At 66.5% G+C, this 19,580-nt stretch carries 24 protein-coding genes; 18 read left to right on the top strand and 6 right to left on the bottom strand.

Translation table 11 applies throughout. The features are described from left to right. Window positions 1–8 precede the first annotated feature (8 nt). Window positions 9–437 (top strand): YciI family protein, encoded by a 429-nt coding sequence (locus EZ216_RS13440; RefSeq protein WP_135250295.1) that lies wholly within the window; start codon window positions 9–11, stop codon window positions 435–437. 15 nt (window positions 438–452) lie between these two features. On the opposite strand, the gene EZ216_RS13435 is transcribed toward EZ216_RS13440, so the two are convergent. Continuing rightward, the gene (locus tag EZ216_RS13435; protein WP_135250294.1) at window positions 453–1,715 is read right to left on the bottom strand and encodes a hypothetical protein; all 1,263 of its coding nucleotides are present in this window, start codon (window positions 1,713–1,715) and stop codon (window positions 453–455) included. A gap of 252 nt (window positions 1,716–1,967) precedes the next feature. Between EZ216_RS13435 and EZ216_RS13430 the strand changes: the two genes are divergently transcribed. From EZ216_RS13430 to EZ216_RS13410, 5 genes are all read left to right on the top strand, one after another. Next, on the top strand, window positions 1,968–2,807 hold the full coding sequence (locus EZ216_RS13430) for a 5'-3' exonuclease (RefSeq protein WP_135250293.1): 840 nt from the start codon (window positions 1,968–1,970) through the stop codon (window positions 2,805–2,807). Window positions 2,808–2,994: 187 nt separating this feature from the next. Next, window positions 2,995–3,243: a hypothetical protein gene (locus tag EZ216_RS13425; RefSeq protein ID WP_135250292.1), complete on the top strand. Its 249-nt coding sequence runs from the start codon at window positions 2,995–2,997 to the stop codon at window positions 3,241–3,243. A gap of 147 nt (window positions 3,244–3,390) precedes the next feature. Then, the gene (locus tag EZ216_RS13420) at window positions 3,391–3,909 is read left to right on the top strand and encodes a 3-keto-disaccharide hydrolase (RefSeq protein ID WP_167772907.1); all 519 of its coding nucleotides are present in this window, start codon (window positions 3,391–3,393) and stop codon (window positions 3,907–3,909) included. A 312-nt stretch (window positions 3,910–4,221) separates the two neighbouring features. Beyond that, entirely contained in the window at window positions 4,222–4,617 is a 396-nt protein-coding gene (locus tag EZ216_RS13415; RefSeq protein WP_135250290.1) for a hypothetical protein, read from the top strand. 189 nt (window positions 4,618–4,806) lie between these two features. Beyond that, complete coding sequence (locus tag EZ216_RS13410; protein WP_135250289.1) at window positions 4,807–5,211, top strand: hypothetical protein; 405 nt, start codon at window positions 4,807–4,809, stop codon at window positions 5,209–5,211. Between the two features lie 26 nt (window positions 5,212–5,237). Here the strand turns inward: EZ216_RS13410 and EZ216_RS13405 are convergent, their stop codons facing one another. After that, window positions 5,238–6,164, bottom strand: a complete 927-nt coding sequence (locus EZ216_RS13405) for a LysR family transcriptional regulator (protein WP_135250288.1) — start codon at window positions 6,162–6,164, stop codon at window positions 5,238–5,240. A 238-nt stretch (window positions 6,165–6,402) separates the two neighbouring features. Between EZ216_RS13405 and EZ216_RS13400 the strand changes: the two genes are divergently transcribed. Then, on the top strand, window positions 6,403–6,867 hold the full coding sequence (locus EZ216_RS13400; RefSeq protein WP_135250287.1) for a hypothetical protein: 465 nt from the start codon (window positions 6,403–6,405) through the stop codon (window positions 6,865–6,867). On the opposite strand, the gene EZ216_RS13395 is transcribed toward EZ216_RS13400, so the two are convergent. After that, window positions 6,857–7,885, bottom strand: a complete 1,029-nt coding sequence (locus tag EZ216_RS13395; RefSeq protein ID WP_167772906.1) for a Crp/Fnr family transcriptional regulator — start codon at window positions 7,883–7,885, stop codon at window positions 6,857–6,859. The two genes, EZ216_RS13400 and EZ216_RS13395, sit on opposite strands and share 11 nt — an antisense overlap. Between EZ216_RS13395 and EZ216_RS21410 the strand changes: the two genes are divergently transcribed. After that, entirely contained in the window at window positions 7,884–8,360 is a 477-nt protein-coding gene (locus tag EZ216_RS21410) for a hypothetical protein (protein ID WP_167772905.1), read from the top strand. The genes EZ216_RS13395 and EZ216_RS21410 overlap by 2 nt on opposite strands. A gap of 172 nt (window positions 8,361–8,532) precedes the next feature. On the opposite strand, the gene EZ216_RS13385 is transcribed toward EZ216_RS21410, so the two are convergent. Together EZ216_RS13385 and EZ216_RS13380 are read right to left on the bottom strand one after the other, a co-directional pair. After that, window positions 8,533–9,240, bottom strand: a complete 708-nt coding sequence (locus EZ216_RS13385; RefSeq protein ID WP_167772904.1) for a Crp/Fnr family transcriptional regulator — start codon at window positions 9,238–9,240, stop codon at window positions 8,533–8,535. Window positions 9,241–9,370: 130 nt separating this feature from the next. After that, window positions 9,371–10,408, bottom strand: coding sequence for a DUF1444 domain-containing protein (locus tag EZ216_RS13380; RefSeq protein ID WP_167772903.1), 1,038 nt, complete (start codon window positions 10,406–10,408; stop codon window positions 9,371–9,373). Window positions 10,409–10,574: 166 nt separating this feature from the next. On the opposite strand from EZ216_RS13380, the gene EZ216_RS21405 reads away from it, so the two are divergent. The 6 genes from EZ216_RS21405 (at window position 10,575) to EZ216_RS13350 (ending at window position 16,628) form a co-directional block, all read left to right on the top strand. Continuing rightward, entirely contained in the window at window positions 10,575–10,928 is a 354-nt protein-coding gene (locus EZ216_RS21405) for a hypothetical protein (RefSeq protein ID WP_167772902.1), read from the top strand. A 35-nt stretch (window positions 10,929–10,963) separates the two neighbouring features. Beyond that, complete coding sequence (locus tag EZ216_RS21400; protein ID WP_167772901.1) at window positions 10,964–12,070, top strand: ABC transporter substrate-binding protein; 1,107 nt, start codon at window positions 10,964–10,966, stop codon at window positions 12,068–12,070. 35 nt (window positions 12,071–12,105) lie between these two features. Then, on the top strand, window positions 12,106–12,285 hold the full coding sequence (locus EZ216_RS13370) for a hypothetical protein (protein ID WP_135250281.1): 180 nt from the start codon (window positions 12,106–12,108) through the stop codon (window positions 12,283–12,285). 46 nt (window positions 12,286–12,331) lie between these two features. Next, window positions 12,332–15,313 carry an ATP-binding protein gene (locus EZ216_RS21395; protein WP_167772900.1) on the top strand — a complete coding sequence of 994 codons (2,982 nt, stop codon included), beginning with the start codon at window positions 12,332–12,334 and terminating at the stop codon, window positions 15,311–15,313. Window positions 15,314–15,342: 29 nt separating this feature from the next. After that, window positions 15,343–15,696, top strand: a complete 354-nt coding sequence (locus EZ216_RS13355; RefSeq protein WP_135250280.1) for a hypothetical protein — start codon at window positions 15,343–15,345, stop codon at window positions 15,694–15,696. A gap of 623 nt (window positions 15,697–16,319) precedes the next feature. Further along, on the top strand, window positions 16,320–16,628 hold the full coding sequence (locus EZ216_RS13350; RefSeq protein ID WP_135250279.1) for a hypothetical protein: 309 nt from the start codon (window positions 16,320–16,322) through the stop codon (window positions 16,626–16,628). A 306-nt stretch (window positions 16,629–16,934) separates the two neighbouring features. On the opposite strand, the gene EZ216_RS13345 is transcribed toward EZ216_RS13350, so the two are convergent. Continuing rightward, window positions 16,935–17,225, bottom strand: a complete 291-nt coding sequence (locus EZ216_RS13345; RefSeq protein ID WP_135250278.1) for a hypothetical protein — start codon at window positions 17,223–17,225, stop codon at window positions 16,935–16,937. 431 nt (window positions 17,226–17,656) lie between these two features. On the opposite strand from EZ216_RS13345, the gene traA reads away from it, so the two are divergent. Genes traA through EZ216_RS13325 form a run of 4 tightly spaced genes read left to right on the top strand, consistent with a single transcriptional unit; the run spans window position 17,657 to window position 19,580 of the window. Then, window positions 17,657–17,986: a TraA family conjugative transfer protein gene (traA, locus tag EZ216_RS13340; RefSeq protein ID WP_135250277.1), complete on the top strand. Its 330-nt coding sequence runs from the start codon at window positions 17,657–17,659 to the stop codon at window positions 17,984–17,986. Between the two features lie 16 nt (window positions 17,987–18,002). Next, complete coding sequence (gene traL, locus EZ216_RS13335) at window positions 18,003–18,290, top strand: type IV conjugative transfer system protein TraL (RefSeq protein WP_135250276.1); 288 nt, start codon at window positions 18,003–18,005, stop codon at window positions 18,288–18,290. Continuing rightward, the gene (traE, locus tag EZ216_RS13330) at window positions 18,287–18,901 is read left to right on the top strand and encodes a type IV conjugative transfer system protein TraE (protein WP_167772899.1); all 615 of its coding nucleotides are present in this window, start codon (window positions 18,287–18,289) and stop codon (window positions 18,899–18,901) included. The genes traL and traE overlap by 4 nt, the downstream gene beginning before the upstream one ends. Beyond that, window positions 18,867–19,580, top strand: a complete 714-nt coding sequence (locus tag EZ216_RS13325) for a TraK domain-containing protein (RefSeq protein WP_239024392.1) — start codon at window positions 18,867–18,869, stop codon at window positions 19,578–19,580. Before traE ends, EZ216_RS13325 begins: the two co-directional genes overlap by 35 nt.

Below are 19,580 nucleotides of genomic sequence, written 5' to 3'. Positions count from 1 at the left end.
AGGCCGCCATGCGATTCATGGTGATGGTGAAAGCGACCGCCGACAGCGAAGCCGGCGTGTTGCCCACGCAGGAAGAGTTCGCCGCGATGGGCGCCTTCAACGAACAGCTGGTGCGCGCCGGCGTGATGGAAGCGGGCGAGGGCCTGCACCCCAGTTCACGCGGCGCGAGGGTGGCTTTCTCGGGCAAGGACCGGCGGGTGATCGACGGCCCGTTCGCCGAAACCAAGGAGCTCGTCGCCGGCTTCTGGATCTGGAAGTGCGCTTCGCTGCAGGAAGCGATCGAGTGGGTGAGGAAGTGCCCCAACCCGATGCGCACCGATTCCGAGATCGAGATCCGGCAGATCTACTCGGCCGAGGACTTCGGCGACGCGCTGACGCCCGAGCTGCGCGAGCAGGAGGAGCGGCTGCGCAAGGAAGTGCAGTCGCGCGCCGCCTGACCCGGGCGGCCCGCGCTACTTCATCGCCGCGATCTGCGCGTCGGTCAGCAGGCCGCGGCTCGTGAGGGCCTGCTGCTCCGTCGCGGTCAGCGTGCCGCCGGCGAAGGCGCCCATGAGGTACAGCGCCGGCTTGGGATTGCCCAGCGTGTACATCAGGCCGAAGCGGTTCTCGGGCGCGCTCTTGGAAGGCTCGTCCAGCAGCTCGTAGGCGATGACGGACTCCAGGTTCACGACCTTCTGGTTGCGCAGGTCGGTCAGGTGCCTGGCGATGGACTTCAGGCACGTCTCCGTGACCGATGCGCCCGCCTGGTTCTCGAAGTTCGAGTCGTAGGTCTCGCCGCAGTTGAACTCGTTGATGGTCACCGGCTTGCCGAAAGCGGCCAGCTGCGCGAGAGGTCCGCCGGCGCCGTACCAGGTGTCGCTCAACAGGCTCGCATCACCGTAGTGCGGATAGATGTGGTAGCCCGTCACGTCCCACGTCACGCCCTGCTGCTTCATGAACGTGAGGAAGCCCCAGTCGCGCCCGACGGCGCCCAGGATCACGCGCTGGCCCTGGTCGTGCACGGCGCGCGAGATGCCGCGCGCCACCGCCGCCAGCGTCATCGCGCAAGGGCTGTTGGTGTAGGCGCCGGTGTTCGCATTCTGGCTGTTCCACGCGACCTGGCCGCCCACGTCCTGGCGCAGCTGGATCTCGTTCAGGATCTCGTAGTCATGCGCGATGTCCTTCATCGCGCCCACCATCTGCAGCGCCTGGTTGTACGAGTTCTGTTCGACCGTCGACAGGCTCTGGCTGCACGTGTAGTCCCACTGGTAGCTGTTCTGCAGCACCAGCTGCGCCTTGCCGCCGTTCTGGTTGATCCTGGTGACCTGGTCGCGCAGCAGCGTCGTGTCGCCGTTGACCACGTAGTCGAGCCGCGCCTGCCTGAGGCCGCGGCTGGCCATGATCGAAGCGATCTGGCCGTTGGCCGATGTCGAGCCGCCGCCGGTGTGGATGTTCACGCCGATGTCGATGCCGCCGGCTGAGCCCGCGGGGACACCCGTGCTGCCGGTGCCAGAGCCGGTGCCCGTGCCCGTGCCCGTGCCCGTGCCGCCGGAATTGCCGGTCCCGCGGCCGGTGCCCGTGCTGCCCGTCCCACCGGCCACGGTCACCACCGTGCCCGAGGCCGACTCGCTGCCGGCGGCCGTCGCGGCCGCATCACCGCCGCCGCCACCACCGCAGCTGGCGAGGAAGGCCATGGTGGCCAGGAATGCGGAGGTGCAGATCAAACGTTCTTTCATGCTCTCGACAGGTGTGTGGATCGTTCGCCGGCCGCCATCCGCAGCTCAGCAGAAGGCGCGAACTGTAGGCACGAACTGTCGAGCTTCCGTGCCACACACGATTGGAAACGTTACGGCCGACGACCTGGGGTCGCAGCTCTGCCGTTGAAGCGGAAAAGCGTTGCGCATCAAGTTACGGGCTGACGCACTCTGCGCGACATATTGCCGCCGCGAGAGAGCGGCGGCATGGGACCTTGCTCCTATGCTCAGCTGGTGATCATCGACCTCATCGACGGCACCTACGAGCTGTTCCGCCACTTCCATGGCCTGCGCCGCTTCACGAAGGGAGAGGACCCGTCGCACGGCGCCGTCATCGGCGTCCTGAACGGCACGCTGCAGCTGTTGGAGAACCGGGCGACGCACGTCGGCGTGGCGACCGACCACGTGATCGAGTCCTTCCGCAACCGGCTGTGGCCGGGCTACAAGACGGGCGAGGGCATCGAGCCGGCGTTGCGCGCGCAGTTCCAGCCGCTGGAAGACGGCCTCGCGGCGATGGGGGTCGTGGTGTGGCCGATGACGGACCTCGAAGCCGATGACGCGCTGGCGAGCGCCGCCCATCTCGCGAGCCAGGACGCGGCGGTGCAGAAGGTCCTGCTGTGGACGCCCGACAAGGACCTGGCCCAGTGTGTGCGCGGTGATCGCGTGGTGCAGGTGGACCGGCGGGCCAACAAGGTCCGCACGGCCGACGACATCCGGCAGAAGTTCGGCGTCGCGCCGCCACTCATTCCCGATTTCCTGGCGCTGGTGGGCGACGCGGCCGACGGCTACCCCGGCATCAAGGGCATCGGTGCCGTCGGCGCCGCGCGGTTGCTGAACATGGACGGCCCGCTGGAATTGTTCCCGCCGGATGTCCTGGGCGACCAGCACCGGACGGCGATGCTGTTCAAGAAGCTGGCGACCTTGAGGACCGACGCGAAGCTGTTCTCCCGCGTGGCGTCACTGCGCTGGAAAGGCCCGGCGGCATCTTTCGCCGCGTGGACCGAACGCATCGGCGCGCCGAAGTTGCTGGCGCGCGCGCAGGCGGCTCACGCGCTGGTGCAAGCCAGAAGCTGAACCCGTCAGGCGGGCGGCGCGGGAGGGCGACACGGGTACTGCCCGTCGATCCAGCTGTCGAGCACTCGTCCCTGCGCCGCCCGCCGCCCCGTGCTGCGGTACTGAGCCGTGGACAGTTGCATCCGGTTGGCATCCGCAGCACGCGGCCGTGCAAGAATGTTCCACGTTTTTTTTTGCAGGAGCCGCCATGAAGAAGCTCGCCGCCCTTTTTTCGCTGATCGCATTCGCGTCCCTCTCGCATGCAGCCGACTCCGCCTGCATGACCGCTGCCAAGGACAAGAAGCTGGCCGGCGCGGCCCAGAAATCGTTCGTCAAGAAGTGCGAAACCGATGCGAAGGCGAAGTGCGAAGCGGCGGCCGACGACAAGAAGCTGGCCGGCGCGGCGAAAGCCAGCAACGTGAAGAAGTGCATCCGGGAGACGCCGCCCGCTTCCTGAACAGCTTGACGTCCGTGCCGGGCCGCCGGTTCAATGGTCTTCTTCGTCCAGGAGACCCGCATGGCGCTCTTCCGGCCAATCGCTGCCCTCGCGGCTGCCTGCACCGTGGCTTTGGGCGGCTGTGCTTCGTCTCCGCCGAGTGACCCGGTGCAGACGCTCATCGACGGCTCGCGGGGCATGGACAACTTCGTGAACATGGGCGGCGCGAACTGGCATGCCGAAGGCGATGCCATCGTCGCCGACAGCCGGCCTGGCAACGAGCCGACCTACTACCTCGCGACCAGGAGCACGTACAAGGACTTTCGCCTCCACGCGGAGTTCTGGGTGAGCGACGACGCCAACACCGGCATCTACATGCGCTGCTCCGAAGTGCGGCCGATGACGGACCGCACCTGCCTGGAGGCCAACATCTTCGACAAGCGCCCCGACCCGAGCTACGCGACGGGCGCGCTCACGTGGCTGGTGAAGGCGCCCGTGCCGGTGCCGAAGACCGGCGGGCAGTGGAACACGATGGACATCCTGGCCAAGGGCACTCACATGGAGGTGACGCTCAATGGCGTGAAGACCGCGCAGACCGACGAGTCGCGCGACGTCCGCGGCGTGATCGGGCTGCAGTACGCCGGCGGCGTGGTCAGGTTCCGCAAGCTGCAGATCCAGCCGCTCTGAGGCAGGGGCTGCCGGGGCTGGATTCGTCACGGGCGGCGTATCGCCCGCGCCACGACTTTTCATGAAGTTGCCGTGCGCCGGCTTCGCTGCTCACGGATTCAGCAATCCGCTGGAAGCCGCGCAGGCCGTGGCGCGCGCGGGTTTGCCAAGGCCTTTTCCACAAGCTTCTCCACGCCGGCTGTGAGTCGTTCGGCCCGGAAGTTATGGTAGGCAGCTTCCGGGGACGGCGTCCAGGCTGTCACGGGAACTACTGCATGGGCACTACAAGAAATTCAGGCGCGCGCAAGGATCCCGGGCGACCATCTGATCGCCATGAATTACGGCGTCAGTGCGTTCGCAGGCGCTACACGCGCCTTCATCCGCCGGGCTTCCATGCCCGCCGTTCCGCGGCTGCAGGCCGGTGCTCCTCCCTACGCTGCCGACTACCAGGCGCTCGCGCGCGGGCTGCGGGTCATCCTGTCCCGCGTGCCGCGACTGGCGCTGCAGCTGGATTTCCCAGCGTCCGCGCACGCCTATTCGTACCTGCGCCGTCAGCTGGCCATCCCGGCCTACCCGGTGGGCCTGCGCGCCGGCCTGCTCATGGAACTGATGCACGAGATTGCGTCGGTGGGGGACCCACTCACACAGGCGGCCGCCCGGCGCTGCTTTGAACGCGCCAGGTCCATCGCGGCTGCTTCGGACCTGGATCGGGATCGCCTGCCGTCCTAGCTCGCTTCCTGCGAGGCGCAATGCAAAGACAGGATGGCCGTGCGCGGCCCATCCAGTTGAAATCGCATGGTCTTCAGGGAGGGGATCATGTCGGCGGGTTTGCAACTCGAGGAGCGGGGCGACGTCCGGGACATTGCGCCGCCCGGGGACCAGGAGTTCCCGGACACACAGGCGGTTCTGGCGCGGGCCGTGCTCCAGGTACTCTTCGAGGTTCTGCCCCCGGGGGGCGTGCCCTCGGGCGCATTCAGCGCCACCGTCACCGCGTGCGGCGTGGCGCCCGGAACCTGCATCGTGCTCATCCAGCTGGCATCGGGCCGCCTGCGCGCCCAGGCCGCCAAGCTGGCATCCCTCGCGAAGCTCGCGGCGGAGATCAAGGCACGGTGCTTCGACCGCCACAGGGTGAGCGTGACCGAGGTCTACTGGTCCGTCGCCGACGGCGGCTTGCGGCCGCAGGTGGCTCCCGCGCCCCGCGATGAGCGGCTGCGCGTGGACGACGCCACGTACCTGATGCTGGAGCGCGCGATCCGGGAAACCCCGCAGCACCGCAAGCGCTACGAGGTGCCGGGCCCGCGCCGCAAGCCCCGGTTCGCCTGAGCGGGTTTCGTGCGGGCGCCGATGTCCTAGGCCAGCGCCTGGACACCGAAGCTGGCCACGAGGAAGTCGCGGACGCAGGACGCCGTCTCGGCAACCGTCTGCTCCTCCGCCGCGGCCGCCGCGGCCACGCCGATGTCGACCGTGATCCGGTCCTCCTTGCGGAGCAGGCGCAGCACCACCTGCTTGCCGGTGGTTCCCTGCAAGGTCTCGGCGAGCAGGCTGCACGCGAACCCCGCCGCGATGTGCGCGAGACCTTCGAAAGCCTCGCGGGATCGCGCATAGCGCCCGGATTGGAGGCCCCTTCGCTCCAGGGCCTGCTGCAGGTACCCGAACATCGCCGGGTTGTCCCGGCGGCCGGGAAGTATGAACCGGTCGAACGCGTTGAGATCGCTGACGGCGACCAGGCGCTGCCTGGCGAGTTCGTGCGAGGCAGGCAAGGCGGCCATCATTTCGGCTTTCGCGACGCGCGTGACCTTGAGGCCTTCGCCGGCCACCGGCAGCAGGACGATGGCGGCATCGAGCTCGCCGAAAGCAAGCATGCGGGCCAGTTCGTGGCTTCCGCGCAGCTCGAGATGAACCCTCACGCCGCAGCGCCGGCGCAGGTTCTCCCGCAGCTCCGGCAGGCGGACGGCGTCCAGCGCGAAGCACACGCCGAGCCGGAGAACGGAAGGCGGGGACGCCACCCCGATCTGGCCCAGGTCTGCGGAGAGCCGGCGCATGAAGCGTTGCGCGGTCTGCAGCAGCTTCTCGCCCGCGGGCGTCAACTCGCATTTGCGGGTGCTGCGGTCGAGAAGCCTCGTGCCGAGGATCTCTTCCAGCTGCCTGATCGTGCGGGTCACCGGTGCCTGGGTGACGTGCAGCCGGGCGGCGGCGGAATGGAAGTTGAGCTCCTCGGCGACCGCTATGAACGTCCTCAGGTGCCTGAGTTCCACCGTATCGATAGCGTTCGTCATCCGCGAAGTCTAGGAATGGCGCCCGCCACGCGTCCAATCCCATTTCGAGCGATGCGTCGAACGTAACGCTGCGGCGCTCTTGCTTGCGCGGCATTGACCCGAAAGCAATTGTCGCCAGCGCTGCCGGCACCTAGATTCGCCTCACCCTGTCCTTGGCCACTGGTGCTGACGCGAAATGAAAACCTCACTGATCTTCCGCAAGACCATGTCGGGCGTCATGGAGTTCAAGAACAGGTCGATGGCGCTGTCCCACCAGCAGCGGCTCATCCTGATCATCATCAACGGCAAGAGGACCGTCGGTGACATCCTGGCGATGACCGAGGACAGCGAGGCGGGAACCAGGGACTTCGATCACCTGGCGTATTTCGGCCTGATCGCGGTGTGCGGGGACACCGAGGCGCGGGAGCCGGTCCAGGAAGCCGCGGATGATCCCGTCGAACTCCAGCGGCGATTCCGCGCGGCGTATCCCGTGGCCGTGTCCCTCACGGGCAGCCTCGGCCTGGCGGGCTTCAAGCTGAACCTGGCCGTCGAGCGCGCGACGACCTTCCACGATCTGGTCGAGGTGTCGAAGCGGTTGCGAAAGGTGGTGGGGCCGCAGCGCTTCCAGCCGCTGAAGGATGCGCTTTCGGGGCAGCAAGGCGCGCGTTCGGCGCATGCCGGTGCCGAGAGGCCGGCTTCCCGGCGCCAGAACGTCAACCCGTGAAAAGGCCGTGGGGCCTGAGCGGCGCGCTTCGATGGCAGCCGCACGACACTTTCTCCAGGCCGTCCCGGTCCAGGATGCGGAAGTGGCCGCGCGAACACCGGATGTACCCCTGCTGCTGCAGGCGCATGGCGGCCTGGCTGATCGTCTCGCGCCGCACGCCGATCATCCGTGCCGCCAGTTCGTGCGTCATCGACAGGTCTTCCCCCGCGCCGCGCTCGAACAACAGAAGCAGCAGCGAGCAAAGCTGCCGCTCGGGTGAGTGATGTCTGCCGCACAAGGCCATCTGCGCGGCTTGCATCGTCAGTTCGGCTGAATAGCCCATGAGCACCCGGCGCAGCGGCGCGGACTCGTCGAAGAGCCGCTGCAACTGGTCGGCGTCGAACCGCAGCGCCAGGCCGCCCGCGAGCACCAGCGCCTTCTCACTGTGCTGCCTGCCGAACCACCCGGTCAGGCCGATCATCCCGTCGCTTCCGACGATGCCCGTCTGCGAACTCGATCCCTGATCGTCGGTGTGGAGCAGGACCGCCAGGGCTCGCAGGGGGAAGTAGACCGAATTCGCCTCACGCGCTCCGGCACCGAGCATGCTGCCGGCCGAAAGCACGACGAGCTCGGTGACGGAGCGCAGCGCCGCATGCAATGCGGAAGGCAGCCCTTGCAGCAGGCGGTTGCAGTGAAGGGCGTCCTCGTCCCCTGTCGGCTTCGTTGGCACTGGTGTCTCCCGTCCGTTTCCTCCTTGCAGCAGGAGCTCCTCCAGACATTGGGAGGCGAATCTACGGGCGTGATGGGCGCCACGGCAATTGCTTTTGGTTTGATGCGCGAGCCGCATGCGCGCGCCTCGATGCGAGGGGCGCAGAAGGTGTGGCCGCGCACCCATGCGCTTCATCCGCAGTGGCGGCCCATGCGCCACTTCGCGCACGATTGGCCGTTGATCGAACCGCCGGCCGATGGCGCAGTTTTCCGGCCGGCAATTTCCTGGCAATCGTCCGCGCGGATCACGCGCGAGGGTGGAGACAAGCATGACCTTCCGGAAGACGCATTTCGGGCTGAAAGTGATGAAGAACCGGTCCGTCCCGATGACCCCCCTGCAGCGGCTGGTCTTCATCCTGGTGGACGGAGAGCGCACCGCCGGGGAGATCCTCGGCTGGGTTTGCGGGGATGGGGGCAGCGCACGCGACTTCGCGTTCCTGCTGGAGGAGGGATTGATCGAGCCGGTGCCGGAGAGGCAGCCCGCCTCCGCCCGCCGCGACGACAGGGTGATCACCAGCGACGAGTTGAAGCAGCGCTTCGAAGTGGCGTATCCGGTGGCCGTGGCGCTGACCAGCGAACTCGGGCTGGGCGGCATCGCGTTGAACCTGGCGATCGAACGCGCCACCACGTTCCGCGAGCTGGTGGAGGTCGCCCGCAAGATCCGCTACGTCGTCGGGAAGGAAAAGTTCGAGCCATTGAGGCAGGCGCTGACCCTGGCGCTGGCCCCGGACGTCGTGCTCCCCTGAGGGTGCGCGGGCACTTGTGAAGCCCGCCGCTGTCGCCAAGGAATCGATCTCTCCCGGGGACGCCGCTGTCGTCGAGTCAGTCATGAACCTGCAGCGTCTTCGGAGCATGAGGCTCGCTGATGCTGCTCTTCACATCCGGCTTTCTTGCGGCGAGAACATGACGGGACTTTTCCTAATCATCGGCAGCCCTGGCCAATGGCGGGCGCCAGCAGCCGCACGACATCGTTTCGAGTCCCACGCGATCCAGGACACGGATGTACCCGCGCGCATATTGCACGTAGCCGAGCGCCTGGATCCTGGTGGCGGCCTGGGTGACGGTCTCGCGCCGCACGCCGAGCAGGCGCGCGATCAGGTTGTGCGTCAGCGGAAGGTTGCCGCTTCCACCGCGGTCCATCACCTGCAGCAACAGGGAGCACAGTTGCTGCGCGGGCGCGTGGTAGCGGTTGCACACGGCGATCTGCCAGGCTTGGCCCATCAGGTCGGCCGCGTACGGAATGACGGTGCGGCACAGGGATTCCCGGTGGGCGAAAACCTTGGGCAGCCACTGCGCATCCATCCGCAATGCCCGCCCACCCACCAGCACCAGCGCGGTGAAAGGGTGCGGCTCGCCGAAGCAGACGCCCAGGCCGAGCGCGCCTTCCGAGCCGACGATGCCGACTCTCGTGCCGGCGCCTTCCCGGTCGCTGTGCAGCAGGCTCACCACCGCCTTCTCGGGGAAGTAGACGTCGCGCACCGGACGGCCTGCGATGGCGATGATGCTGCCGGTGGGAAGGTTCACCGGTTCGAGCGCCTGCCGAAGCAGCATCTGCGAATCCGCAGGAAGGCTGTCCAGGAAACTGTTGCCCGCGGCGCAGTGCTGCTCTTCGCAAACCTCCGTCATCTGCCTGCCTCCAGGTGAAAAGAAACAAGCCCCCGGCCACATGCGGGGGATGCAGATGAGTCTAGGCAGGCCACCGCGGGCCGGCTATTTCCTTCTCCATCGTTGCACCGTAAGCAAGGCTGGCGCCGCGTCAGGCCTCGGCCGCATCAATCGTCGTGGCGGCATTGCGCAAGGCTTCGAAGCAGTCGCCGCCGGGAAACGCCAGCACGCGGTAACGCGGCAGCACATAGGAAAGCTTCTCCAGCAAGTGCGCCGCGTGCTTCGAGAAATCGGCCCAGCCCACCATCAGGGGAATGCCGCGGGGATTCCAGTCGAGCGCCACCAGGTCCGTCTCGGGCAGCCAGGTCGGCTCGCCGTCGGCCAGCACCGAGAAGCTCAACAGCGCGCCGTCGCGGTTGCGCTTGACCAGCTTGTACGGGGCGACGAACACGTCTTCGCCCGTTTTCGCATGCGCCGCTTCCAGTGCCTTTTGCTGGTCGTGGTAGTCGCGGTTCCTGATGGCCCGCTGCAGCCAGGCCAGCTCCTGCCCCGCGGCCGCCGGCGGCCGCCAGGCTGACCAGGCATCGCCTTCGAGCCGGAACATCTCGCTGCTGAGCGGCCGGGATTGCTCCGTCAGCACCTGGCCCGCCGCCGAGACCATTTCGGCGAGCGCGCGCTCGTCGTCCGCGCCGCAAAGCAGCAGGCAAGCCTTGTTCGGGACCATCGCGACGGGCGCGCCAACCAGCGGCAGTTGCCGCGCCAGTTCCTTCAGCAGGATGCGCGGAGCGTCGTAGTAGTCCCTGTACTGGGAGATGAACAGCCCAGACCCGGTCCGCATGAAGGACGGCGCTGCCTTCTCGCGCAAGTTGCCGGCGGCGATCTCCAGCGCCGCGTCGAAGCTGATCCTCCAACGGTCCAGGTCGGCCTGGCCGATCCGGGCGGAGGCTGCCTCGCCGTCGATGGCGACGGCGACCCCGAGTGCTTCGGAGAAGGGCCGCCACGCCATGAGGTCCTGCATGCGCCTGGATGGGTCCCCCGACTCGATCCGGGCCAGGTCGATGCGCGCGAGATGCCGCAGCACGGGCAGCAGCCTGGGCCGGGCCGACGCGAAATCCAGTTGAACCACCGGGGAAAGCAGTTCACTCCGGGTGGGTTGCTTCGAAACCAGCCGTCGCAGTTTGCCGAACATGCAGATTCGCCTCTCTCGACACCCGATGCGGGTGGGAGCGCCGATTTTGCGGAGCGGTCCGTCCATCCGACGATGCTTCCGGAGCAACGCTTAAGAACGAAATGGACCCCGGCAGGACGGCTTTCTAGAGTTCATCCGTGTTCGATCAACGACGGAGACAAAAAAAATGGTTGGCAACGTTGTCCTGCGCAAGCGGCTTTTCGAAGCGGTGGCTCTCGCCATCCGATCGCGATTCCCGGACGCGCGCGTCGATCCGGTCGCGCACGACAACGACACCGGCATCTATTCGGTGTCGGTCATCCTGCGCAACGGGATCGATCTGGCGCTGGCGGACTACACCGACCGCTCGGACACCTGCTTCTTCGTCATGCGCGCGTCGGAGGAGATGCCGTTCAGGCTGCCCTTCGAAGGCGTGTACGAGGATGGCTGCGGGGTCACCGATTCGCTGACCCCGCAGGCAGTCCTCGAACTGCTCGGCGCATACCAGGCCGTCACGGAAACGGCCGCCGCACCGTGCTAGCCGCAAGCTTGTTCCACCCCCTTCGTGGAGTCTTCATGCGCCGCTGGCCCTTGCTCCTTGCCGCGCTGCTGGCCTTGTCCGCCCATGGCGAAATCGTCGTGGCGACGGTCGCTCCCTTCAGCGGTCCCCTCGGCGTGAACGGGGAAGCGAACTTCGCCGGGGCGACGGCCTGCGTGGGCGAGGTGAACGCTTCCGGCGGCGTCGCGGGTGAACGGCTGAAGCTCGTGAAGGAAGACGACCGCTACGATCCCGCCACGACGGTCCGCCTCCTGCAAGAGGTCGCGCAAAGGAACAAGCCGGTCGCCTTCATCAACCTGCTTGGATCCGCGAACGTCGCCGCGGTGATCAAGGACGGCGTGCTGGAAAGGCTGAAGGTGCCCGCCGTGGGCGTCACCCCCGGCGCGGAGATCCTGCGAACGCCCGGCAGCCGCTGGATCTTCCACACGCATGCCGGCGACAGCGCGCAGATCGCCCGGATCCTGGAACACCTCTCCAGCATCGGTATCCAGCGCATCGCCGTGGCCTACCAGGGCATTCCGTTCGGCGCCGCGGGCCTGAAGGCCATGGAGGACCTGGCGCCGCGGCTGAAGGTCGAGATCGTGCAGAAGGTCGCCGTGCCGTCCGCCGGAGAAGACCTCAAGGATGTCGCGGCCACCCTGAAGGCGTCGCGCGCGCAGGCGTACGTCATGGTCCTGGTGCCGAACAGCGGCGCCGCCATGGTCCGCGACGTGCGCGCCTCCGAAGACAACACGCCGATCTACAGCATGTCGTACGTGCCCGCGAAGCTGGTCCTGGACAAGGCGGGCGCGTCGCAGTCGGCGGGGCTGGCGCTTGCGCAGGTCACGCCGAACGCCGACTCCCCGGCTTCCGGCCTGGTGCGGGACTTCAAGGCGGCGATGGGCAAGTTCGTCCCCGGCGCGGAGCAGACGCAACTGCACCTGATCGGCTACCTGGGATGCCGGACGCTGGTCGCGGGCCTTCGTGCAGTGCGCGGCAAAGCGGATCCACAGGCGCTGCAGGCGGCGCTGATGAAGGTGAGGACGGACCTGGGCGGATACGCCCTCGACTTCGCCGGCGGCAACGTCGGATCGCGGTTCGTGGACATCGGCGTGATCGGGCGCGATGGCCGGCTTCGCTATTGAGACACGTCCTTCGTCATCAGCCACCGGAGGACGCCATGCCTCGACCCAGCGGTATCCAGCTGGCGGCCACCAGGCCGCGCAATCCGGTCGTGCGTGCGCTGGTTTATCTCGCACGAAGCGTCGGCAAGCGGCATGCGCCTTCCAGGGAGCGCCGCGCGGTAGACCTCGATCGCCTGGATCCCGATGCCCGCGTGCGCGAGATCGGCGAGTGGTGAGAACGCCGCGGCCGCGGCGGGACCCGCCGGCCAGCCGGAAAGTCCGATGCCAATCGATGCGCCTGTGAATACGCCAGCCAGCGACACCCTGTTCCTCTTCGGGCCGCCGCGCATCCAGTACGCGGGGGACAGTGAACCCCAGCCGCTGCCCTGGACACGGCCCATCGCGCTGCTGGCGTACCTGAACCTTCGCCCCGGGTGGCACGCGCGGGAGCAGCTTGCCTCGGTCCTGCGGCCCGACGCGGAGTCGCGGGCCGCGCGCGCCTACCTGCGGGGATTGATCCATCGCGTGCGGGACCTGCTCCCGCGGTTGTCCGGCCTGCAGATGGAAGGCGAGCGGATCCGGTGGGAAGGTTCGTCGGACACCGCGCGGTTCCTGGACGCCATCGCCAGGAGCGACTGGGAGGCGGCCGCCTCCCTTCACGCGGCACCCTTGCTGGAAGGAACGGCCGCGACCGGCGACCCGCTGCTGGACGAAACGTTCTCCATGGAGCGCGGAAGGTTCCTGGCGACACTGCGCGCCGCGTACCTCGCGCAGCTTGCCCAGCGGACCGATGAGGATCATTCCGCGCTGATGCAGTCGCTGGTGCAGCTGGACCCGCTCGACGAGCACGCCGTGCAGGAAGTCATGCGCCTCGCGAGGACCAGCCAGGAGCGAAGCGTCGCGGTCGCGGCCTTCCGCTCGCTGGAGCGAACGCTGCCGGCCCAGATCGGGGAGGAGGTCAGCCAGGCGACGAGGCGGTTGTTCGGCGAGCTGCTGTCCCGCACCAGGGTCGCGCAGTCCGCGCCGCCGGTGCGATCGCAGGGCTCCAGCGATCAAGCCACCGGGACCGCCCTGCTGGGACGCCGCGCCGAAGCGGACCTGGTGGCGAAGCTGCTGCGGGACCCGGCGGTGCAGCTGGTGACGATCTTCGGGCAGGGCGGCATCGGCAAGTCCACCCTGGCCAGGGCCGTGTTCGAACAGGAAGCCCGCAACGGGACGGACGTCCAATGGGTGGATGCAGGTTCGGCGAAGTCGGAAGATGCCTTCCTTGCGCTGCTTGCCGGCACCCTGCAGCCGAACAACGGACACAACAACGTCCTTCACCAGGTGCAGCGCCACCTGGCACGCCGCGCGGTGACGCTGTTCCTGGACAACTTCGAGCAACTGGCCGGGCAAGCCCAGCTGTTGGGCAGCCTGCTGCGCTCGAATCCACTCCTCAAGCTGGTCGTCACTTCGCGCGAAGCGCTGCGCACTCCCTGGGAGCGGCTGGTTCCACTCGCGGGGCTGGCGACCGCGGGCGATGAATCGCCCGCGCTGCAGCTTTTCCGCGAGCACACCTACCGCCTCGGCCGGGCGCTGGAGCCGTCGGAGAACGCCGCCGCGCTCGAACTCGTCTCGTACCTGGAAGGCGTCCCGCTCGCCATCGAACTGGCGGCCCAGTGGACGCCGCTGATGATGGCCGGGGAGATCCTCGAGGAGTTGCGCAGGGATACGCGGCTGATCGACGCGGCAGCCTCCGGCCCGGGCGGCGGCACCCCGCGCATGCGGGCCGTTTTCGAGGCCACATGGGCGCGGCTGAACGGTGCGGAGCGCCGCGCACTGGGCGGACTGGCGGTCGCCAGCGGCCCGCTGGACCTTGCGGCTGCGTGCTCCATCTCTGGCATCGACCCGGGACAGATGCTGCAACTGCTGTTCAAGGCCGTCGTGCATCGCGCGGCCGACCAGCGCCTGCGCCTGCATCCGCTCTGGAAGCAATACGTGCTGGCCTCCTCACCGGAAGCGGATCTCGAGGAAGCGCGTGACAGGCACGCCACCTACTTCTTCAGTCTCGCCGCGGCGGGGCCCGTCCTGCGGCTCGGCGCCGTGCTGCCTGACGCCGCGAAGCCGTGGCTGGGCCTGGCCGACGAGTTCGCGCTCGCGTGGCGCTGGGCGTGCGCCCGCGCGCGCATCGACCTGCTCGAACAGGCCGGCCTGAAGCTGGCGATCCTCTTCCACCTGGCCGGCAGGCACCCGGATGCCATCGACCTCCTGGCGCAAGCCGGGGGAGTGCTGCCGCGCGAAAGCCACCTGGCGGCGGAACTGGTTTCGTTCCGGGCGCTGCAGTGTTGCCGCCTCGGCCGGCTGGACGAAGCGCAGGCCGTTGCATCGGGCGCGCTCGGCTGGGTGGCCGAACCCGCGGCACGCGCGCGGCTGGAGGTGGCCCTGGCGCGGGTGCACCTGTTCCGGGGGCACTATCCCGCCGCGTTCCAAAGCTGCGAGGCCGCGGCGGCGCTCGTCCCCGGCCAGGACTCGCCCGTCCGCATGATGGCGGTGGAACTGCTCGGCCGGTGCGCCATGGCGATAGGCCGCCTCGCCGACGCCGAGGCTTCGCTCGAGGCCGTCATCGACGCAGCGCGGGACCATGAGGCGCAGGAACTCCATGCGCGGGCGCTCATCCTGCTGGGGACGCTGCGCGGCGAGCAGGACCGCCCGGGCGAAGGCCTGCAGCTGCTGTCGCGATTGCAGGAAAGCGGCGCGCTGTCGGACGACTACACGACAGCCTATTGGCAAAGGGCCATGAGCCGCCTCCACGGCCGCCTGCACGCCGTCAACGAGCAGTTCGCCTGCGCCCGCGATTCGCTGCAAGGCTTCCGCGAAGCCGGGTTCGATTTCGAAGCCGGCGAAAGCCTGTACACGCTGGGCCTGGCGGCATTGGCCTCGGGCGAGCCCACCAGCGCGGCCGAGGCGTTCAGTGAAGGCATGCGCGAGTCCGTGGCGTCCACCAGCTGGCCCGCCGCGGCAGCGTGCGTCGCCGCGTTGGGCGTGCATCTCTGTTCGAGCGATCGGCCGCTGGGCCTGGCGATACTGGTCTTCGCGCTGGGCCGGCCCGAGCTGGCCTGGTCCGCGTCGCAGGAGTGGGGCCGGCGGCTGGATGCGCTGGATGCGACAGAAGAAGAACTGCATGCGGCGCGCCGGCGATGCGAAGGCTGGGGCTTCGAGCAAGTCGCGGCGCTGCTGGGCAGCCTGGCCGGCACTGCGCTGCCGACTACGGCCGCGACGCGGTGACGTTTTCTGTTCCGCAGGTCTGTGGCTACATGACGCTGGACCTCACGATGCGTCGCGTGCTTGTCGAAGCCGGAGTCTGCCTTGGATTCGTGGCGGTCCTCTTCTGCTTCGCCGTCTGGCTGGGTGCACCTGAACTTGCCGCATCCGCAGTGCTCGCACCGTTGCCGCTGTTCTTGCTGGTTCTTGTCCGCCGGCATCTGACCCTGGTTCAGAAGCTGGCTTATGCCGGAGCAGTGCCTCTTGCGGTCCCTTTGGCCCTGTTCGTCGTCCTGAACCATCAGGTTCCAGGGCGATCGTTGTACTTTCTGGCGCTCACCGCCATCGGCACGCTCTTTCTCGTGAGTGTGCTCGCCTGTATGCGAGTTCTCTGGGAGGTGCGGTGAATGCAAAACGTTGTCTTGCGTTTCGCATGGCTGGTACTGCATCTGTTTATCGGGATGAAACCCTTTGAACCAATGCGATGAGCACCTGACTTCGCGATCGACCGCGAGCACCTGTCCGGTATTCCGCGATAACTTTCTGGCCGTTCTATAGGTCCTCACAGCGACAAATGGCAACGGTTTGCCCGCAAAAATGGTGACAACGGAACCCTGCTGGTCAGTTCAAGGCCGACGTCGTACGGCGGTTGTGAGCGAACTTCGAAGCTCCTGCCATTGCGGTATTTGTCGGCTCGGAACCGGTGCGTAGACTGAGTGCAGTCGTTAGCTCAATTGAGCTTGCGATAGAACGGAGCCGGCGGCGTTTGCGAGGCGCGGACTCGGTACGGGGCACTCCCTGAGCGCGGGCTACTTTGCCCCTTTCAGGGAGTGCTCCATACCGGGGTTACTCCAGGAACGAGTTTTCGTTCTTGCTTCGTAAAGGCAGGTACGCGATGCGTTTGTATCACGTGCTGTTGGCGATGTTCGCGGCAGCGTTGCTGTTGTGCGGTGGTTGTGGTTCTTCTTCGATCCTCGTGCATCGCCCTTCGGAACCCCAGGGGTGCGCAAGGGTGGTTTGGAGGTTGGCCATGGAACAGAAGGACAAGATGCTCGCGTATGGTGAACTCTTCGGTCGCGAAGAAATCCAGGCCGCGTGCTGGACCGACGCTCCGAAGGCCGACCGTGTCTGGACCGCTTACGTCGCCACCTGGGAGTACTACCAGAAGGAAAGGGCGTTCCGTGAGGAACTGAAGGCCTCGCATCGTCCGGGTGAGGGGGATCAGATGAAGGACAACTTCATCGTGGACAACGACTTCGCGTTGAACTATGAGCGTCAGCACATGTTCAACATGCTCGGCATCTTGCAGGCCGAGCAGCCGAAGTACGAGCGGCAGTAACGCTTTCGAGTGGCATGTGTGAGCTGAGGTAAATCGCCGAGGTCCACACAAGCTGGGAAGGTACGGGTGTCGATTCTGACATCCGTACCTTTTCTTTTTTTGGGGCTTCCGCTAATTCGGGAAGATCTGAAAAGTCCACCGAATCGTGCCTGCGCGGGTTGATAGCTCAGTGTGACTGTTGGTCGCGAATCTGAAGTTCGGGGTCCGTCCAAAAAAAAGGAACCGAACCTCGGGTGAGGTTCGATCCCTTCCGGTGACGGCGGCGTCAGATCAACTGGTCATCTGACGCCGCCAGCGCCTACAGCACTACTGCTGATTGCTGGTCTTCATCCCCTCCAGCACGCAGAGGTTGTACCTCTGCTGCTCGGGGGGCGACAGCTCCGCGACGAGCTTGCTGAGCTTGCCCAGCCACTCGATCGCGCCATCCCTCTCGTACTCGTTGCCGTACTGCTTGTTGCGGAGCGCAACCACCGTCTCGGCGCACAGCGACTGCACGGTGAGCTCCTGCTCCTGCGTCAGGCCCTGCGGATGCGGGGTGACGCAGCCAGCGAGCAAACCGGCGAAGAGGAACGCAACCAGCTTCAGGTTAGTACGCATCTGTACTTCTCCATGGCACCTCTGCAGCTCTACCTGCAGTCCGTTGTGGGGGGTCTCGTCGGTGCCGGTGACCCTCTTAAACACCTGCTTCAACCGAAGCAAGTGGCTAAGAGGGGAACCGGCACCAAACCCTCCACTGGAAAAGACGCATGAGTCTTCGCCTGATGGCTGTGAGCCGCCAATTCCGTCAGGAACTTACTCGGTGGCCTGGGCGCCACTTTAGAGATCGGGGATGGCAACGCGAATCATGCAAACACAGGGGCAGGACAAGAACAAGCATAAACAGAAGAAGGCCGCCCGACCGCTGTCGCGCGAATGATGCGTTTGCTCATGCATACGTTTAGTCCATTCCTACAGACAGGAGGAATTGAAGAGCTGAAAATTCAATCTTTAGTTAAGAAGGGGTGGAGATGTATATCTGCGGTTCACCAATGAACCAGCGAGACGGCCATAAGCATGGGCGGCTCGAGCACATTGCCATGGTCGTTCTTCTGATCGCCGCGGCATACCTCTTGCTCGTCGGCGCAGCGAACGCGGCGGGAACCGGTGGGGCGAAGGAGTTCGAGAAGCTTTATACGGACCTCCAGGCGTGGGTCAGCGGCTATCTCGGAAAGCTGATCGCCTTGTTTGCGTTCGTGATCGGTCTCTTCTATGGCGCCATCAAGCAGAACTTCATGATGGCTCTCGGCGGCGTCGGCATCGCGATCATGATCGCCGTGATGCCGAACCTGCTGGATACCGTCATCGGCGCCGTCATCTGAGAACCGTGGATCGTCCATGGATGACCAGGACTACTACATCCCACGCCGGCTCAACGATGTGCCGCGCCTGTTCTTCTGGGACATGGATGTGGCCTGCATCTTCCTGGCGTTTCTCATGCTTGGCCTGCTGGTGGGATCGACGACGCTTGGATTTCTCGCGGCAGGCTGCGGCGGCTACTGGTTCGGCAAGGCCAAGTCGGGACGGCACCCGGCCTACACGATCCACCTGGCCTACTGGTACCTGCCGATGACCTCTGGGATGGACGCGATGCCGCCCTCCCACATCCGGGAGATGAACGGTTGAAGTTCGATCTGCGCAAGAAGTCGCTGGAGGCATCGCAAACCACGATCGCACTGCAGATGCTGCTTCTCGGCCTGTCCGTGCTGGCCAATGTGGCATTGGCCTGGGCAGTGATCGCGTTGGCCGGCAGCGGCCGAACGGTGGTGGTGCCGCCCAGCGTGGAAAAGTCATTCTGGGTCGAGAAGAGCCATGCCAGCGCGAGCTACCTGGAGCAGATGGCCGGCTATGTCGCCTATCTCTCCTTGCAGGTTTCACCGTCGACCGTGGAATACCAGTCCAGGCAATTGCTGGAGTACGTGAGCCCGGCCAGCCACGGCCAGCTCAAGCAGGACATGAGCTATGCCGCGGAGAAGTTGCGGCGCGAGAACGTCTCCCAGACCTATGTGCCGCGGGGATACGAAGTCGACGAGAAGCGGCAGTCGGTGGTCGTCCAAGGCAAGCTGACGACGTACGTCAATGAAAAACCCATCGGGACCCGCGAGGCATTTCTCGAGATCGCGTTCGAAGTTGTTCATGGAAAGCTGTATGTCAAGTCCATCAAGGAAGTCAATCGGGACCAGGCGCCCGCGGGTGACGGCGATGCTGGTGCTGTGCGCGCTGGCGCTTCTGGCTAGCGTCCGCCCGGCGTCGGCACAACAGGTTCTGGAGGTGGAGGCGGAGCGGACCATCACGGTGGACGTGCCTGCCGACGGCCTCACCCTGTTCAGGACGGAAGGCGCGAAGCTGCTGAAGGTGCGCCACCTGCAGCGCGAACTGGCGGCCGAAGCCGACCCCGACAAGAGCGAGGTGACGATCCAGCCTTTGAAAACGTCGGGCGTCACGGCCCTCTTTCTCGTCACTGAAACGCTCACCATCCCGGTCAACGTCAGGATCGAGAAGGGGCGCGGCGCGAGGACCATCGTGCTCAGGACGCCCGCGCCGCCTCCCGCGCCGGCGCCCAAACGCAAGGCACAGGATCCGCACGCACCTGCACAGGAGCAAGTGCGGTCCATCAAGGACATCGTGATTGCCGCCGCGGGGCAAGCCGTGGACGAGTCCGTCTACGAGGTCAGCCACGCCGGCAAGGCATTGCCGCCCGTGGATTCGCTGCAGGTCTTCCATCAGCTCACCGTCACCTCGGCGCGTGGCCTGAGCGGACGCCGCTACGTCATCACGAATCCCACCGACAGGACCATCGTGCTCGACGAGCGAAAGCTGCGCACTCCGGATGCGCTGGCGGTCGCGGTCGAAGAGGTGGAGCTGCCGCCGGGCGGTGCGACGGTGGCGGTGGTGGTTCATTCTTCGGGGGAGTGA

Origin of the sequence: Ramlibacter humi (assembly GCF_004681975.1) — a bacterium.
Taxonomy (GTDB): domain Bacteria; phylum Pseudomonadota; class Gammaproteobacteria; order Burkholderiales; family Burkholderiaceae_C; genus Ramlibacter; species Ramlibacter humi.
Note: the sequence above shows the minus strand (reverse complement) of the source record. Positions and strands in the feature narration are given on the sequence as shown.